This is a genomic window from uncultured Chitinophaga sp. (genome assembly GCF_902168175.1).
GTDB lineage: Bacteria > Bacteroidota > Bacteroidia > Chitinophagales > Chitinophagaceae > Chitinophaga.
In genome coordinates, this window is sequence record NZ_CABHOU010000095.1 from 322524 (window position 1) to 340009 (window position 17486).

Sequence of the window (17486 nt, forward strand, 5' to 3'; positions counted from 1 at the left end):
AGACTATGAAAAAGAGATTATTGCTGATAGGAGGAAATTTTTCACCCGAACCCACCGGGATCGGTAAATATAATGGGGAGATGATGACCTGGCTGGCCAACAGTGGCTACGACTGTACGGTTATTACATCTTACCCCTACTATCCGCAATGGAAGGTGCAGGACCCGTATAAAAGTGGCAAATCCTGGTATAAGAAGGAATTTTTAAATGTTGGGGGGGAGAATGGAGGCAAACTGAAAGTGTACCGCTGCCCGCAATATGTTCCCGAACAGCCATCAGGCAAAAAAAGAATGATGCTTGATTTCTCGTTCGCGGTATCTGCCTTTTTTAAGTTGATGCAATTGCTGCCGGGTAAAAAGTATGATGTGGTGATATCCGTAGTGCCGGCCTTTCACCTGGGTTTGCTGGGGGTATTGTACAAAAAGCTCCGCCGCGCGAAGTTTCACTATCACATCCAGGATTTACAAATTGAAGCTGCGCGCGACCTGCAGATGATCAAATCGCAAAAGGTGATAAAAACTTTGCTGGGCGTAGAAAAGTATATCCTGAAGCAGGCCGATTATGTAAGCAGCATTTCGGATGGTATGATGACCCGCATTGCTGAAAAGGCAGAGAAAGAAGTAGTGTACTTCCCCAACTGGGCCGATATCGATCTGTTCCATCCTATAGAAGATAAAGCGGAACTGAAAACATCAGCCGGTTTTCTGGCTACAGACAAACTGGTATTGTATTCCGGCGCAATCGGTGAAAAACAGGGATTGGAAAGCATACTGTATACCGCTGCCGAACTAAAGGACGTGAAATTCCTGATCTGCGGATCGGGGCCTTATAAAGAAAGGCTGCAGCAAATGGCGGAGCAGTTGGGTGTGTTGAATGTGATTTTCTTACCGCTTCAACCATTTGAAACCTTTAACCGGTTCCTGAATATGGCCGATGTACACCTGGTAATACAAAAGGCCAACGCCAGCGACCTGGTAATGCCCTCGAAGCTTACCACCATACTCGCCGTAGGCGGATTGGCGCTGATTACTGCCAATGAAGGTTCCGGACTGCATACACTGGTCAATAAGTACGATATGGGCGTGCTGGTGGATGCAGAAAAACAGGAAGCGCTTACACAGGGCGTACGCCAGGCCCTGCAAAACGGAAGCGAACGTATAAGGCATAATGCAAGGGCATATGCAGAGGAACATCTTTCTATTCGCCGGGTAATGGCGAGGTACGAAGAAACAGTTGTGAATTGTCAACACTAAATATATGTTGAACCGTTATCTTAAAATATCCATCATCCAGATTATTGTACTGGATTTTATATGGTTGAATGCTATTTTCTTTATGGCAGGCTTTGGCCTTCGCCAATACGACCTTGCCGTGCATGAAGGCGCTGAGGCATTTTTGCTGATATCGAACGCCGGCTGGATGGTGGCGATGTTCACTACCGGTATGTACTCCAATACGGCACAGCTTTCTTATGAAAAAATGGGACGTAAAACGGTGAAGGGGCTCGTGCTGTATTTCATGATCATCATGTTTTTTATATTCATGTCGCACTACCTGTACTCCCGGTTCTTTGTGATGATGTACCTCGGGTTGTTTATGGTGGCAGTGGTGCTGGACAGGTTCCTGTTCTTTTTTGTGACCAATCATATCCTTAACAGGAAAGGGGTGGAAAAGAAGATGGTGATACTTGGTTATAATGAAATGTCGAAAAAACTGGCAGATAATCTGACAGAGGGGAAAAGCAATATCAAATTTGAAGGTTATTTCGAAGAATACAGCAATGTTCAGGAATTGTCGTACTACCCGGTAATTGGAAGCCTGGAAGAGTGTGTGCCGTATGCGAAGTTGAATAACATCCGTGAGATATATTCTACTTTGTCGCCAGAGCAATTTCCTTACTTGTATACGCTGGCGTACGAGGCGGAGCAACATTTTATACATTTCCGGTTTGTGCCCGATTTTAAAATGTTTGTGAACAGGCAGATCTATGTGGACTATTTTAACAACATCCCCATTATCTCCCTGCGTTCTGAACCGCTGGACGATATTGCGAACCGCATCAGGAAACGTCTTTTCGATATCGTGTTCAGTTCTTTCGTTTGCGTATTTATCCTGAGCTGGTTGTTGCCGATACTAGCTTTGTTGATAAGACTGGAGTCGCGCGGCCCGATATTTTTTATTCAGAACCGTACAGGAAGAAATAACCGCGAGTTTAAATGCCTGAAGCTCCGGAGCATGAGAGTGAACAACGAAGCTAACAGCAAACAGGCCACCCGTAACGACAGTCGGTTTACGCGCATAGGGCGCATCCTGCGAAAAACGAACCTTGATGAAATGCCGCAGTTCATTAATGTGCTGCTGGGTAATATGTCTATCGTAGGTCCCCGCCCGCACATGCTGCGCCATACCGAGGAGTATTCAAGTATTATACAGCAATATATGGTGCGCCACTTCCTGAAACCCGGTATTACCGGTTGGGCACAGGTAAACGGCTATCGTGGCGAAATAACTGAAAATGTACAATTGCGCAGGCGCGTTGAATACGATATCTGGTACATGGAAAACTGGTCGGTGTACCTGGACCTCAAAATTATATTCCTAACAGTAGCTAATACCATACGAGGAGAAAAAAATGCTTTCTGATCTGATAAAAACTGATATGCACTCGCACCTGCTGGCCGAACTGGACGATGGTGTAACTAGTGTTGACGAAGCCGTAGGCCTGGTTAAACAACTGGCTGCAGCGGGTTACACGAAGCTGGTAACAACCCCGCATATTATTTCGGGCTTGTACCATAATCATGCGGATACCATTTTTCCTGCGCTCGATAAATTGAACCTCCGGCTGCAACAGGAGGGTGTGAAGATGGAAGTGGAAGCGGCGGCGGAGTATATGCTGGACGACTACTTCGAAGGTTTGCTGGCAGATGGTGAGCCACTGCTGAAGATCAGTAACAAATACATACTTACGGAGTTTTCGTTCGTGTCGAAGCCGTTCAATTACCGCGAAATGTTCTTCAACCTGAAGATGGCCGGTTATGAACCTATATTGGCGCATCCCGAACGTTTTCGCTACCTCCACGATGATTTTGACGTATACCGCGAATTACACGAAACCGGTGTGCTGCTGCAGGTAAACCTGCTTTCGTTAAAAGGCCACTACGGTAGTTCCATCCAACGTGTAGCCTTGCAATTGCTGAAGGAAAAGCTGGTTACTTTTGTTGGCACCGATATTCATCACCAGCGCCATTTGGATGTGCTGGCCGGAAATCGCGACACTGCATTAGCAACGCTGTTGGCAGAAAGCGGACTGCAAAACCACCTGTTATAAGTAATAAAAGGTAAATATCACCCCTAAAATGGCCTTAATTATACTGTTTTGAGTAAGGAACAACCAATTAAAAATGCGCAAATTTGGTTAGATTTAGGATTGTAACAGCAACTAACTTCCTGCCTTGCGGGAGACCTAGCCATATATTTATTAAATCAGAAAAATAAGGGGCATAAATGAAATCTACCATGGGAGGACTCCAACTTCCTGATAACAACAAGCGGCTTATCGAAGATGTATTCCATGAACTGAGGTCGATACTTAGCAGTATTTTGTCCAGTGTAGAGCTGATAGAGCTGTACGCGGAAAATAATGGTAAGGAGCGGCTGCCTGCTTCCGAAAAGATCAACCGCCAGGCGGGAGCGATCAAAATGCAGGTGGTGGAACTGGAATACCAGTTGCAGAATGTAAAAATCATTCAGCACATCCTCAATAACACCCTTAACCTGAAAAAGGTGCCGGGCGGAATAGTACACCTGTTAAAAGGCCTGTTCCTGGACGAACGTTATCAGACTATATTTAGCGCAAACGTGGTGTTTAACGTGCGTAAAGAACCTGCAGACATGCTGGTGGACGAGGCACTTATTAAACAGTTGGTGCTGAATATTCTCTTCCGGATGGAAAAGAATGCGGTATCCGGAAAGGAGCCGGTGCTTACGTTTAATTTTGAAGATACTTACTTTGAAATAAAAGGCGAATATGTAGCAAGTTCCGTCAACCACTTTGTTTCTTCTTCACTTAAAACCGGCGACCAGGAAAAGTTTCAGTTCGCCACTTCATCACCCGACCAGGGCATCAGTTACCTGATGGCATATGTGGCCAGGCTGCATGGCGGTACATTTGATATTACCGCTGCGCAGGAAAGGACGATTGAGATTTTGGTGAGGGTACCTTATAAGATGTAGTTGCGGTGTGCTTAGCCGTTGTTGATTGCTGTTCTGATTCTCTTCGTCCTGATATCGCTCACATAAATTCCCAAACATCCCCGTTATACGTATACGTTTTCCTCTAATAACGTACACTAAACTACCTCGGAACCAATCTGTCAATGCCTGGATGGCAGTGGCGATATCTAAAGTTCATCTGTCAATGCCTTGATGTCAGTGGCGATGTCTAAACCTTCGCTGGCGGTGTCTAAAGTTGATCTGGCGATGCCTGTATGTCAGCTGGCGGTGTCTAAAGTTCATCTGTCAATGCCTGGATGTCAGTGGCGGTGTCTAAACCTTCGCTGGCGGTGTCTAAAGTGAATCTGGCGATGCCTGTATGCCAACTGGCGGTGTCTAAAGTTGATCTGGCGATGCCTGTATGTCAACTGGCGGTGTCTAAAGTGAATCTGGCGATGCCTGTATGTCAGTTGGCGGTCTCTAAAGTCCATCTGTCAATGCCCAGATGGCAGTTGGCGGCGTCTATTGTTCATCTGGTGATAGCTAATGCTCATCTGCCAGCATCTAATGAGCTGTTGACCGCGTGTATTGTGAGGCTGCCCACGTATTTTGTTCGCCTGGAAATGAATATTGAAGGGTTGGAGAGGCGTAATGGTATATAGCCCGCATCAAATGTGAGAGTAACTTTTACATTTGCTCCTTACACACCCCATTCTTCTCAAACTGCCTGTTCCACTCACACATCTGCTGCAAAATGGGCAATAGCGCAAGGCCTTTTTCTGTTAACGAATATTCTACCCGCGGAGGTAATTCATTATAGGCTTCCCTTAGCAAAATGCCATCTTCCTCCAGTTCCTTTAACTGGTCGGTAAGCACCTTGCGGGAGATGAGTGGCATGTGTGCGGCCAGCTGACCGAAACGGAGGTGTTTCTGGTTCACGGTGTAAATGATAACCGGTTTCCATTTGGAGCCCAGAATGGCCATGGTGCGGGTCATTGGGCATTTATCAAGCTTGAAGGTGTCGTTCGTCATATGCTTATCCAGTTCGTTAGTTACCGCCAGGTTACCACTATTTTTGGCTGATAGTTACTTTTTATTACTTTCAATAGTAACTTTGAGTAACAAATGTAGGGAATAAAGTTTAAAACCGGTTAAACGGATCAACAAAAACTATAACCACTCCATATAAAAAAGTCAGGTTGCGGTTTATAAAAGCTGCAACCTGTTTTGTATTCTCATCTATCTAAACCACGAAAATGGACCAACAGCAATTGTTTATAAAAATGGCGCTTACGGCCTGGGAACAATCGGTTACCCGTACGGATAAACTGTTTAATGAATTAAGCGACGAACAACTGGCGGCGGAAGTAGCACCGGGCAGAAATAGTGGTATTTACCTACTTGGTCACCTCACAGCGGTTAGCGACTATCTGTTCACGTTATTTGGTATAGGGGAAAGACTATATCCCCAGCTGGAAGAGGTGTTTCTGAAAAATGCAGATAAGTCTGGTTTGCCTAAACCTTCTGTTACAGAACTGCGCGCATATTGGAAAGCGGTAAACGACAAATTGTCGCCAGCGCTGGCTGCCATTACCGAAGATAGCTGGTTTGAAAGGCATACAGCTGTAACGCCGGAAGACTTTATTAAGGAGCCGCAGCGTAATAAACTGAATGTATTATTAAACCGCACTAACCACCAGGAATATCACCGCGGACAAATCAAGTTCTTGTCATAATTACCTATAGAGGGCCGTTAACACTGCATGTGTTGCGGCCCTTTTTTCGTTGTTTGAATTTTGTAAGTTTCAGTTTGATACCCTTAACAGCCATCGTGCTTCGCCGCCCTAATTTTGTATCAACAAAAAAGGAAAAAAAATGAGCACACAAAAAGTATGGTTTATAACAGGCGCCTCTAAAGGTCTTGGCCTCTCTTTCGTTAAAACGTTGCTGACACAAGGTTACCGCGTTGCCGCCACTTCCCGTAAAGTGGAAGATCTGCATAACTCAATTGGCAGCACCAGCGAAAATTTCTTACCACTGTCTGTTGATATTAAAGATGAAAACAGCGTGGGAGCTGCTATCGAAGCTACTGTAAAACACTTCGGTAAGCTGGACGTAATTGTAAATAATGCAGGTTACGGTTTGATTGGCAGCCTCGAGGAAATAAGCGATGCAGAAGCGCGCGAAAACTTCAATGTAAACGTGTTTGGTTCGCTGAACGTGATCCGTAAGGCTATGCCTTACCTGCGGGCACAACGTTCCGGGCATATCTTTAACATTTCGTCTATCGGCGGCCTTACTGGTAACTTCCCTGGTTTTGGTATTTACTGCGCTACCAAGTTTGCGGTAAATGGTTTCACCGAAGCACTGGCTGCCGAATCAAGCGAGTTTGGTATTAAAGCTACGGTAGTGGAACCTGGATATTTCCGCACTAACTTCTTGTCTGCGGGTTCTATCACCACTCCTAAAAATGAAATAGCTGATTACAAAGCTGCCCGTGAAGTACAGCGTCTGCACCAGGAAGAAATTGATGGTAACCAGGCGAACGATCCGGATAAAGCTGCTATCGCACTTATTAAAGTGGCTGAGGCCGAAACAGCTCCGCTGCACCTGTTGCTGGGTAATGATGCTAAAGGACTGGCATTTGAAAAACTGGCCAGCCTCGAAGCTAATTTCAAAGAGTGGGATGCGATCACGGTGTCTACCGCATTCTAACAAAAAAAACAGGATCATCTATGGGAGAACGGCTTAACAGTCGTTCTCCTTTTTCGTTTGTGCTGTGTTGAATCATACAAGATAAACGAGGTTCGGTACAAGTATTCCCAAACATTTTTGCAGTGGCAGGTGTTAACTTTGCGCTGCAATTGTCAAATAAAGCGCAACTTATGGAACAGTCCTCTCACTACGACACTGTCGTGAATGCCATCAATACGCTCCGCGAACGTGGTTTTACCATTGATTTTAATATCGAGGATGACTGCATTCTGAATGGAAACAGTAAAATGGACGTGAACGATATTTTTATTGTAGATGTTTACCGTTACGAAGGTAACAGCGATCCTTCTGACGAAGCAGTGGTATATGCATTGGAAAGTTCAGCAGGCGAAAAAGGTATACTCGTAACAGGTTACGGTGTTTCTGCTGATGATGCTAATTCGGCCGCATTGCTGGCCAGGCTGCAGCGTAAATAGACGGCCTTTGGCATTATTTTCGGAGAAATATCCGGTAAATGCTTCGCTCATGCCGTCCAGTGTAATCGCTTCGATGAAATACGATCGCCCGTCGCGCACCCTGAGGATCATCTTCAGGTCGGGCAGGGTGTACGATTACTTCGGCGTACCGCTAAACGTATACCGTAATATGCGGAAAGCCGATTCTAAGGGGCGCTATCTCAACAAACACATTAAAGGAACATATGAGTTTGGGATGGTACACTAACCGTCCCGTTAATTGCACTGACCCAGGGCCAGGTAGATCAGTATAAAGATCACGATAGTACCGAAGCATCCGCCTCCGAGTTTTTTTGCGCCATAACCGGCAATGAGTGCTCTGAAAAGTTTGTTCATAAACAGTTTTTAGGTTTTGATGTAATGCTTGTTACGAATAACATGCCAATGCCTTCCTGTTCTACATCCTGAATATACGTTTTTCCCGGGTAGGAACACGAAGGGCTGCCATGTAATAACAGGCCGCCCTTCGTGTTGGTTTATTTCTTCAATACGATATCTTCTTTCGCCGCCCGCATCGTAATGTCCTGCTTGCCAGGCGCCGGCGCCATTGTGCCGGGGAGCTTATCTGGTGTACAGGCAAGTACAGGTACGCCCGGGTTGGGAAGGAATAGAGCATTGGCGTGATCGTAAGCCGGGGTGCCATCGTTGTTCGATGTGGTACGATCAACTGCACACCGGCGGCTACCAATTTTGTGGCTTTTTTACGCATCCCTTCCACACTGCCGCCTTCGTAAAGGCCGGTAATGAGTACCATTACCGGCATAGAAGTGATTACTGCACCGAAAATGCCTGATCGGGGTAAAAGCGAAGGCGCGCGGGTTTGTCCGCGGGCGATGAACAGAAACACCAGTGTATAACATGGCTTACTGATCTGGGATAACAGTATGCTCCCTATTTCGTGTTATTGTAAGGAAGGAGCGATTTATTTTCTTTTACAGACGGAAACCCCTTGGTCCCCTTTAAGCAAGATTTTTAATCCTTAACCCTCAATCTTTCCCCCATGAAAAGATTATTACTCCTTGGCCTGTGCCTGCTGTTGTATGCCATTTCGTTTGCCCAGCCGTCGGGTTATACCCCCGGCGCGCCAACCTGCTGGACGATCAACGGGCGCGATTACGGTTATTTTAAGGCCGCCGGTAGCGGCGAGCGTCACATCCTGTTGTCGTTTACGGATGCCTCCTATTCGGGCTGCGGTGTTGGAAACGATCCGGTGCAACGACTGCTGGCGGACGGCTGGAACGGCCGTACGGTGCGCGCCGCAGGCGATACCATCGTTTGGGAAATTCTTACGATTCCCGATCCCACCCCTGGTTCTCCCACATCTGCTACGTTTCCGCTGGTGGTAGACCTGCATTATTTTTTTACCAACATTGCGCCGGTCGATACATCTGAACACTGGCGCTTTCACGCCACCGCCATGCTCGGCGGCAACTGGCGGATGTGGAATGTGCTCCAGGCCAGCGTATATGGCAGGAGTGTGTCCACAACGATCAACCTGTCTGCCCTGCAGTTTTACCAGAATACCTACACGCCCGTTACCCTGGCCAGTCCCGGTAAACGGCACTGGAGCTGGTATGGCACGGACGTATCCGGCCCTAACCTGTCGCAATGGGCGCTATTGCTGCACAGTAACCTGTCTGGCACCAAACGCATCACCACGCAGTCGGGCTCCGGGGTGTTTCAAGCCACCTTCGACAGCTGTTTCTCCCTTGCAGGCAGGGATACCCTCACTAACCGCTGGCTCTGGATGGTGAATCCGGGTCCGGCCGACGTTAGCCCGAACCCCTGCGATACCTGCGGCCCAAAGAACTATGTGCCCGGTACGCTGGCGATGTGGTACTTCAATGGTACGGAACACGCCTACTTTAAAGCTGCCGGTAATGGAGAACGGCACATCCTTGTCGCGTTTACAGGCGACAGTCTGACGGGCTTTAACAACTATAAAGTAGAAGCGCCGCAGAAGCTTTTTGAAGATGCGGGTATTAACTGGGACGGACGTACGGTGCGGGCGCCAGGCGATACCGTTGTGTGGGAAGTACTGACCATTCCGCATACCGCAAGCGATAGTGATGTGGATTACTTCCTGTCGCATATTGCCCCCATCAATACTGCCGAAAGCTGGCGGTTCCACCTGGTGGGGCAGGGCGCAGGCGCCGAAAGGATCTGGGGCTTCCTGTCCACCGGCAATAATGCGGATATCTTCTCCACCACGATCAGCATGTCTCCTGAATACTACGACGGTTACCGCGCACACACCTACAGCTACGGCAAGCGTAACTGGGTGTGGTATGGTACGGACGATACCTATATGCTTCCGTGGAAATCCACCCAGCTGTACGATGACCTGCAGGGTGAAAAACATATTACCGGCATCCCCGGCGGCCACCAATCCAGCGTGTGGGACAGTTGTCTGTCGCTCAGCGGCACGACCATCAGCACCAACCGCTGGTTATGGATGGTGAGCCGCGATACGCCTACCATTACCGTGTGTGACTATGGCGGTGGTCCTGCGGGTTACGTTCCAGGCACCCAGGTGAACTGGCGCTTCAACGGTCGTGATCACGGTTACTTCCGCTCGGCGGTTTGTGGCGAAAGGCATGTGCTGGTGGTGTTCCAGGGCGATATGGCGTACGATAGTACTAACTACCAGTTAGAGTCGCCGCAAAAAATGCTGAACGATCTTGGTATTAACTGGGACGGAAGCACCATAACACCTGCCGGCGATACAATATCGTGGGAGGTATTTGCGGTACCTTATAACAGCGGGTACTGGCTGCCGAATTACGCCACCGACATCAACCATTATTTTGCTAATGTGGTGGGATTGGATACCAGCGATCATAGCAGGTTCCATATTGCAGGCGTTAGCGGCGGAGTTGGCCGTATGTGGGGCTTTATCAGGAACGATCAGTCGCATAACAGTCCTTACCGCGGTATATACTCCACTACTATTAGTGTAGCCACAGCCTGGTTCGGGGACTATACGCCGCTGGCAGCCGCCAGCGCCGGTCGTCGTAACTGGATATGGCATGGTGCCGACGATGTCAGTGGTACGAATCCGCCTGCAGCGTCCACGGCGCTCTTTAATGCGCTGAGCGGTGAAAAACGCTTAACGTTCCAGGCCGGTGCGGGCCACGACTACGTAACGGTCGACAGTGTCTTCAGCCTGGTGGGTACCGATAGTTCGGATAACCGCTGGATATGGATGGTATTGCCGCCGGAAGGTGGCAGCCTGCTGCGTATTGGAGATGAACAGGCATACAAGGCAACTTCGGCCACGCCGAAACGCATCAACCTTTACCCTAACCCGGTAGCCAGTAAATTGTATGTTGATCTGAGATCCCTGCCAGCAGCAAACTACCGCATCGCTATCGCCGACATTAACGGCCGGTTGCATAAAGCAGAGAATGGGGTGAAAAACGTGCTTTACCAGGCCGATGTATCCGGACTCAAAGCCGGCGTGTACATTCTGACGGTCGAAGGCGGAGGAACACGTGAACAGCGCAAGTTCATTAAAGAATAACCTTGTTTGAACTTTAACAGAACATAGAAAGGGCGCCGCTTTTAACGAGCGGCGCCCTTGTTTTATCCAAGTTTGGCGGAGTAAGTAACAGTAAGCCGGTTTATTCTTTTTTCCGGTTGATAATACAGCACTACGTTACCGGAACGTAACATGCGGGCGCGGGTTAGTTTAAGTTTATAGGTGTCGTGCATGCCTTCGAAAAGAGTGTGTCCTTTTCCCAAAACTACGGGAGCCACCAGTATACGGAATTCGTCTATCAGGTCGTGGGGAATAAGACTGGCGGCCAGCTGCGAACTGCCCATGATCACCATGTCCTTACCAGGCAGCCTTTTAAGGCGCTCCAGTACCGGGGCTGCATCTTCCTGTATCAATACTGCATTTTTCCATTCTGCCGACTGCAGGGTCCGCGAAAAAACGATCTTGTTCAGGTTGTTCATCTTGTGTGCTACGGTAGCGTTGCTGTCCATAGAGTGATAAGTGGGCCAGAAGGCGGCCATCATTTCATAAGTAATACGGCCGAAAATGATGGTATCTACGCGGTTTAACATGTCAATGGCTACCTCGTTCATCTCATCATCTACTACGTGCCAGTTCAGCTCATGGTGCGGTCCTTCAAAGAAGCCGTCCAGCGATATCATCGTCTGGAAAATAATTCTTCTCATGCTTGTTCTTTTAGTGTTCCAACATCTAATTTGGAGGGATACTGCTGGTACAAATGTAGCGCTGGTATTGATGTTTGGCAGGGGGCAGATGCGCCAATAAGAGGCGGTGTTTGCGACAAATATTTTAGTTAATTTTATGGTTATGAAACACATCTCCATAATTATTCCACGCGGTCATACCAGTTTGCCCAACATAGATGGTACGCACCAGATATTTTCAGAGGTGAACGGTTTTATGAAAGCCATGGGCCGTGAACCGATATTTAAAGTGCAGTTGGTAGGCCTCGATGCCGATACCTCCCAACGTAACGGCCTTTATGTAATACACCCGGATGTGCTGATTGGCGATGTGAAAAAAACGGACCTGGTGATTATTCCGGCTATGCACGGCGATATGCAGGAAGCACTTGTGCAAAACCAGGACTTTGTTCCCTGGGTTATTAACCAGTACCGTGGCGGAGCCGAAGTGGCCAGCTTCTGTATTGGCGCGTTCTTCCTGGCTTCTACCGGACTGTTAAGCGGCAAACAATGCGCTACGCACTGGCGTACTGCCCACGAATTTCGCACCATGTTCCCCGATGTAAACCTGGTGGATGATAAGATAATGACGGCCGAGGACGGTATATACACCAGCGGCGGGGCTTATTCGTACCTCAACCTGATCATGTACCTTATCGAGAAGTTTGCCGGCCGCGAAATGGCTATACTGGCTTCCAAATCCTTTATGATCGACATCGACCGGCATAGCCAGTCGCCGTTTATTATGTTCGAAGGGCAAAAGTCGCACGACGACGACCAGGTGAAAAAAGCACAGGATTTCATCGAAAAGAACTTTGATGAAAAGATCTCGGTTGATCAGCTGGCGGATATGCTGGCTATAGGGCGCAGGAGTTTTGAGCGCCGTTTTAAAAAGGCGACCAGCAATACGGTTACCGAATACATCCAGCGGGTAAAGATAGAGGCGGCTAAAAAGAGCTTCGAAACCAGTCGCAAAAACATCAACGAAATTATGTACGATGTAGGCTACTCTGATGTGAAAGCCTTTCGTACCACTTTCAGGAAAATTACCGGCTTGTCGCCACTGGCATACCGCAACAAGTACAACAAAGAATTGATCGCTGTATAGTTTCAGGCCGCCCTGCATAAAGGGCGGTCCTTTTTTCCTCTGTCACAATTACCCCCTTTGATTGTCGTATCCGGCCATATCCGGAACAAAACCTTAACTGTATGTTTGTATTATCGTTAGCCCTTGATACTACAACGTTACCACGCCGCTAAAACGAAGATTTATGGTTGAAGTCTTTAAAACTAATGTACACGAACGACATCATGCGCATATGCTGCTGGAGCGCATTCACGCGGCATTTGAACATTATGCGGCCAATTTTGACCTGGAAGACTGCGATCGTATTCTTCGGGTGAAGTGTGCTTCGGGACACATCCCTCCGCAGGATTTGATTGAGTTATTGAATGATCATGGGTTTGAAGCCAGTGTATTACCGGACGAAGTGCCGGTGGCTACGGCCAGGGTGTTTTAGCATAAACCACAGCACCTGCCTGCATTCATAGCGCTGAAAGCTTCAATGCCACTGAACCAATAATCACCAGCAATATGGCCATAAATGCCCAGGTAGAACGCCTGAGTTTACTTTTTGTGCCACGCAGCGACCATAGTTTATAAACCGCCCAGCCTGCCAGCAAGATCAGTGGTATACCTGTACCCAGCGCCACCAGCTTGTTATGCGTCATGTAAAAAACGATCATGATGGCCAGCGCAGTAAGCGCCGTATGAATAGGATATTGCTGGAACAACGTTTCCTTTGGCAGCGGCGCAAAGGGCCGGATATTCTGAAGTATCGTCAACAGTTGTCCGTACCCCTCCAGTTCCGGCATAACCACGATCAGGTCCGACGCATTGCGCCCCGCTACGATGATGATGCCATCTTTCTTTTGATAAATACCTGATATATCTGCAAAAGGAATATGCAGTTCGGGCGTTTGTGCCTGCCGGCGGGTAATACTGGTTTGGTCCAGCTGTATGCTGTATTGGTTCAATACCAGTCTTAACCGGTTATTGCTGCGGATAATGCTGTAGATCATAACACCCAGTAATACAGGGATGGCGAACAACAGCGGCGTTACTTTTATTTCACCGGTATCTACATTCAGTGGCCCCATTACGAACAGGGCTGCCAGTGCAAAAAGCACGATGGAGAATGATTTGTAAAAGCCTTTCCTGGTAAGTTGGGATATACCTTCTGCGGAGATCCGGAATTGTTGCATAAATGTAAATGTGGCTGGCCGGCGGCAAGTTACAATAATTTGAATAACTGCTGTTTACACACAAGAAAGGCCCCGCTGAAGGGGCCTTTTTGCTAAACAGTTGTAAGTATTTCGTGCCGCTTATAGTCGGTATAGCCCGCCCGGTCGCCGCCGAACAGCCTGCCTGCTGCCAGTTCGTTCAATGGCAGATCGTGCTGTAAACGATAAGGAAGATCGGGATTGGCGATGAACGGGCGGCCAAAGGCGATCAGATCGGCCCAGCCTTTTTCAAGTGCTTCTTCTGCCCGGACTTTGGTGTATTTGCCTGCGTAAATAAGCGTACCCGAAAATGCCTTTCTATAGGCTTCCTTAAATGCTGCTGGCATAACCGGTGCATTGTCCCAGTCGGCTTCTGCAATATGGATGTAGGCGATGCCTATTTCATTCAATATTTTGGCGGCTGCTATGTACGTGATCTCGGGCGTATCGTCTACCGCGCCCATCAGGGTGGTAAGCGGCGCCTGTCTTACACCTACTCTCTCTTTACCAATGGCATCGGCCACCGCGGTGGTTACTTCTTTTAAGAAACGTAACCTTTTCTCCAGCGTACCGCCGTATGCATCTGTTCTATGGTTGGTTTGTGAATCGATGAACTGTTCAATAAGATACCCGTTTGCGCCATGCAGTTCCACACCGTCGAAACCGGCGGCTATGGCGTTGCGGGCAGCCTGCGCATATTCTTGTACGATACCTTCTATCTCTGCGATCGATAACTCCCTGGGGGCAGAGTGTTGTATCATTTCTCCTGCGCCACCCGCCGGGCCTGCACCCGCTACGTCCACAAACACTTTAACGCCCGGTGCCGTAATGGCGGATGGTGCTACCGGTGCGGCGCCGCCTTGTTGCAAAGAGGTATGCGATACCCTGCCTACATGCCACAACTGCGCAAATATGCGGCCGCCATTAGCATGTACTTCGTCGGTCACCTGCTTCCAGCCTGCTACCTGTTCTACGGTGTATATACCTGGCGTCCAGGCGTAACCCTGACCCTGGCGACTGATTTGAGTGCCCTCTGAAATGATAAGGCCTGCCGAGGCGCGCTGCCCATAGTATTCAGCCATTAAAGCGGTAGCTGTTTCGCCTGCCGCGGCCCTGGAGCGTGTCATTGGCGGCATTACGATGCGGTTGGGTAATGTAATATCACCCAGTTTGTATGAGGAGAATAACATGATGTTCGTTTTTGATGCTTCTTTTTTGTTGATGTGGATACAAAGGTACCCCTGTTTGAATCATAATTATTATTAGATAAGTAGTAGTTTTGTATCACAATAATAATAGTGAAGTATGTTTAATTTCGAGTGGTTACGCACCTTTAAAGCGATATACGATAGCGGCACACTTACCGGTGCTGCCCAGTCGCTGTACATTTCCCAGCCTGGCGTTAGCCTGCACCTGAACTCCCTGGAAGCCTATACGGGTTACAAGCTGTTCGATCGTTCGGCCAAACGTATGGTGCCTACCGAACGGGGAAAGGTGTTGTACAACTTCATACTCGAACCGGTTACCAAACTGGAATCGGCGGAACAGTTGTTTCATAAAAGCTCTAAAATAGACAGGGCCACGATTAGCATAGGCATGTGTTTCGAAACGTTCCAGTTTACACTGGAAAAACATATTTCGTCGCTGCCGTTTAACGTGATCATTAAGTTTGGTGAATATCCAACGATGATCGCCGATCTGGAAAAGGGCCTGCTCGACCTGATCATCACTCCGCAAAAAGGCGTTCAAAAGAACCTCGACTTTAAACCTTTTTCCCGCGAACGTATAGTCATGGTGTGCGGTGCAAAAACCGACCTGAAGGCATTAAAAGCGTTACTGAAGGCCGGTAAACTGGAACAGGCGGAAGACTGGCTGAAACACCAGGTCTGGTACAGCACGGCCGCCGATATGGAACACCTGAAGAAGTTCTGGAAACTCAACTTCGACCATCATCCTGATTTTAAACCTAACTATATTGTACCCAACATCTGTTCAATCGTACGTTGTCTCAGCGATAGCGTTGGTTTCTCCATCATCCCCGACTTTTTATGCCGCGAAGAGATAAAGGCGGGTAAGCTAAAGCTGGTGTGGGAAGGTAATGATGTAATTGAAAACGTACTGCATTTCGGTACCCGGAAAAAGACGATGTATGCGGAGGAGATAACGCAGGTGCAGGCGATCTTTGAAAAGGAGGCCTTCTGAACCTCCTTTTACTAATTATCGTTTAAGCAGCTTATCGATCGCAAAGCTGTTATACTGCGCATAGGCAATCAACACCCCGAATGTAACGGAATGCAACAGCAGCGAACCGATCGAGTCCCAATGTTCGATCATGCAACTGCCGAATATGAGCGCCGCCATCACCAGCCCGCCTGCTACAGCCGCCTGTGTAGTGAAAAGCCCCAGCAGCAAAAGTATACCGATAATGAGTTCCGCAAACGGAAGGAAATAGCTGAAAGGCGTTACCAGCGCAGCGGGTAACATCGATTTCTCAAAGCTGGACACCATCCAGGTGCTAAAGCCATTTAACTTGGGCATACGTACAAGTCCATGCCCGAACATGCTGGCACCAATGCCCAGCCGTACAATAAGAAAACTATAATTGTTCATACCTGTTTGTTTGATAACACAAAGATGTCCCGGAAAAATGACCTGGTTCAGGTACATGTTTTCTTATTTTCGGTACATTTAGGTCATGAAGAGAGAAAGCCTTTATGGTCCGTTCGAAATAGAATACAAAACGGTGGAAGATTGTCCCAAGGGCGATCATAAGCACCTGTTCTTCGAACTGGTGTACGTAATATCGGGTACGGGCACGCAGTGCGTGAATAAAAATAACTTCTCTTATCACGACGGGCATATGATGCTCATGACACCGGACGACTGCCACTCCTTTGAAATAGGCAGCGTTACCGAATTCTTTTTCCTGCGCTTTAATGATATCTACATAAAGTCGGACGCTTTTCATGCAGAGGATATACGACGGCTGGAGTATATTTTACAAAACGCCAATCATGAACCGGGGTGCATACTAAAGAACCTGCCAGACAAACTGCTGGTAAAGGCTTTGGTAGAAGGGATACGCCGCGAGCAACAGCAGCACGATCTGTATAATGCGGAAGTGGTACGCCAGCTGGTGAATACGCTGATAGTAATCGTTGCCCGCAACATAGCCCGTTATGTACCTGAACAGGTAACGGCTAATACGGACGAGAAGGCGCTGGATATTCTCAATTACATCCAGAACAATATTTACTACCCGGAAAAGATACGCGCCGAAGCCGTGAGTAAACACTTTGGTATTTCCGACAACTACCTGGGCCGCTACTTTAAGAAGCATACCAACGAAACCATGCAGCAATACATTACCAACTACCGCATTAAACTGATACAGGCGCGCCTGTTGCACAGCGATATGCGCATCGTGGAAATTGCGGACGAGCTTGGGTTTACGGATGAAAGCCATCTTAATAAGTTTTTCCGTAAACAGATGGGTGCCAGCCCTACCACCTTCAGGAAACAGCAGCCGAAAAGCGTGTCGTTTCTTTAATTATT

19 protein-coding genes are annotated in these 17486 nt (G+C 48.0%); 14 read left to right on the forward strand and 5 right to left on the reverse strand.

All coding sequences use genetic code 11. The features are described 5' to 3' along the window. The first annotated feature begins 5 nt into the window (after positions 1–5). The 5 genes from QZT80_RS22580 to QZT80_RS22600 all read left to right on the forward strand — a co-directional run bounded on the left by QZT80_RS22580 (position 6) and on the right by QZT80_RS22600 (position 4877). Positions 6–1253, forward strand: coding sequence for a WcaI family glycosyltransferase (locus QZT80_RS22580; protein ID WP_295127641.1), 1248 nt, complete (start codon positions 6–8; stop codon positions 1251–1253). 4 nt (positions 1254–1257) lie between these two features. After that, positions 1258–2643 carry an undecaprenyl-phosphate glucose phosphotransferase gene (locus QZT80_RS22585; RefSeq protein WP_295127644.1) on the forward strand — a complete coding sequence of 462 codons (1386 nt, stop codon included), beginning with the start codon at positions 1258–1260 and terminating at the stop codon, positions 2641–2643. Positions 2644–2659: 16 nt separating this feature from the next. Beyond that, positions 2660–3331, forward strand: coding sequence for a CpsB/CapC family capsule biosynthesis tyrosine phosphatase (locus QZT80_RS22590; RefSeq protein WP_295127647.1), 672 nt, complete (start codon positions 2660–2662; stop codon positions 3329–3331). Between the two features lie 188 nt (positions 3332–3519). After that, on the forward strand, positions 3520–4236 hold the full coding sequence (locus tag QZT80_RS22595) for a hypothetical protein (protein WP_295127650.1): 717 nt from the start codon (positions 3520–3522) through the stop codon (positions 4234–4236). Between the two features lie 329 nt (positions 4237–4565). After that, entirely contained in the window at positions 4566–4877 is a 312-nt protein-coding gene (locus tag QZT80_RS22600; RefSeq protein ID WP_295127652.1) for a hypothetical protein, read from the forward strand. Between the two features lie 25 nt (positions 4878–4902). Here QZT80_RS22600 and QZT80_RS22605 read toward each other — a convergent pair whose 3' ends face one another. Further along, entirely contained in the window at positions 4903–5247 is a 345-nt protein-coding gene (locus tag QZT80_RS22605; protein ID WP_295127655.1) for a helix-turn-helix domain-containing protein, read from the reverse strand. 224 nt (positions 5248–5471) lie between these two features. On the opposite strand from QZT80_RS22605, the gene QZT80_RS22610 reads away from it, so the two are divergent. The 5 genes from QZT80_RS22610 (at position 5472) to QZT80_RS22630 (ending at position 10968) form a co-directional block, all read left to right on the forward strand. After that, entirely contained in the window at positions 5472–5951 is a 480-nt protein-coding gene (locus QZT80_RS22610) for a DinB family protein (protein ID WP_295127658.1), read from the forward strand. Positions 5952–6090: 139 nt separating this feature from the next. Beyond that, positions 6091–6930, forward strand: a complete 840-nt coding sequence (locus QZT80_RS22615; RefSeq protein ID WP_295127662.1) for an oxidoreductase — start codon at positions 6091–6093, stop codon at positions 6928–6930. A gap of 170 nt (positions 6931–7100) precedes the next feature. Continuing rightward, on the forward strand, positions 7101–7406 hold the full coding sequence (locus tag QZT80_RS22620; protein ID WP_295127665.1) for a hypothetical protein: 306 nt from the start codon (positions 7101–7103) through the stop codon (positions 7404–7406). Positions 7407–7413: 7 nt separating this feature from the next. Beyond that, the gene (locus tag QZT80_RS22625) at positions 7414–7653 is read left to right on the forward strand and encodes a KTSC domain-containing protein (RefSeq protein ID WP_295127668.1); all 240 of its coding nucleotides are present in this window, start codon (positions 7414–7416) and stop codon (positions 7651–7653) included. A 792-nt stretch (positions 7654–8445) separates the two neighbouring features. After that, positions 8446–10968, forward strand: coding sequence for a T9SS type A sorting domain-containing protein (locus QZT80_RS22630; protein WP_295127671.1), 2523 nt, complete (start codon positions 8446–8448; stop codon positions 10966–10968). 62 nt (positions 10969–11030) lie between these two features. Here QZT80_RS22630 and QZT80_RS22635 read toward each other — a convergent pair whose 3' ends face one another. Continuing rightward, positions 11031–11630 carry a dihydrofolate reductase family protein gene (locus tag QZT80_RS22635; protein WP_295127674.1) on the reverse strand — a complete coding sequence of 200 codons (600 nt, stop codon included), beginning with the start codon at positions 11628–11630 and terminating at the stop codon, positions 11031–11033. Positions 11631–11772: 142 nt separating this feature from the next. On the opposite strand from QZT80_RS22635, the gene QZT80_RS22640 reads away from it, so the two are divergent. Both QZT80_RS22640 and QZT80_RS22645 read left to right on the forward strand, forming a co-directional pair. Continuing rightward, a complete protein-coding gene (locus tag QZT80_RS22640) occupies positions 11773–12756 on the forward strand; it encodes a GlxA family transcriptional regulator (RefSeq protein ID WP_295127677.1) in 984 nt (327 codons plus the stop codon). Between the two features lie 163 nt (positions 12757–12919). After that, the gene (locus QZT80_RS22645; protein WP_295127680.1) at positions 12920–13168 is read left to right on the forward strand and encodes a hypothetical protein; all 249 of its coding nucleotides are present in this window, start codon (positions 12920–12922) and stop codon (positions 13166–13168) included. Positions 13169–13193: 25 nt separating this feature from the next. Here QZT80_RS22645 and QZT80_RS22650 read toward each other — a convergent pair whose 3' ends face one another. Further along, positions 13194–13913, reverse strand: a complete 720-nt coding sequence (locus QZT80_RS22650) for a hypothetical protein (RefSeq protein ID WP_295127683.1) — start codon at positions 13911–13913, stop codon at positions 13194–13196. A 92-nt stretch (positions 13914–14005) separates the two neighbouring features. Next, positions 14006–15121, reverse strand: coding sequence for an alkene reductase (locus tag QZT80_RS22655; protein WP_295127686.1), 1116 nt, complete (start codon positions 15119–15121; stop codon positions 14006–14008). 115 nt (positions 15122–15236) lie between these two features. Here QZT80_RS22655 and QZT80_RS22660 point away from each other — a divergent pair, with 115 nt between their 5' ends. Continuing rightward, positions 15237–16133 (forward strand): LysR family transcriptional regulator, encoded by an 897-nt coding sequence (locus QZT80_RS22660; protein WP_295127689.1) that lies wholly within the window; start codon positions 15237–15239, stop codon positions 16131–16133. A 15-nt stretch (positions 16134–16148) separates the two neighbouring features. Here QZT80_RS22660 and QZT80_RS22665 read toward each other — a convergent pair whose 3' ends face one another. Beyond that, on the reverse strand, positions 16149–16541 hold the full coding sequence (locus QZT80_RS22665; RefSeq protein ID WP_295127692.1) for a DoxX family membrane protein: 393 nt from the start codon (positions 16539–16541) through the stop codon (positions 16149–16151). A gap of 85 nt (positions 16542–16626) precedes the next feature. Between QZT80_RS22665 and QZT80_RS22670 the strand changes: the two genes are divergently transcribed. Beyond that, complete coding sequence (locus QZT80_RS22670; RefSeq protein WP_295127695.1) at positions 16627–17481, forward strand: AraC family transcriptional regulator; 855 nt, start codon at positions 16627–16629, stop codon at positions 17479–17481. The last annotated feature ends 5 nt before the right edge of the window (positions 17482–17486 follow it).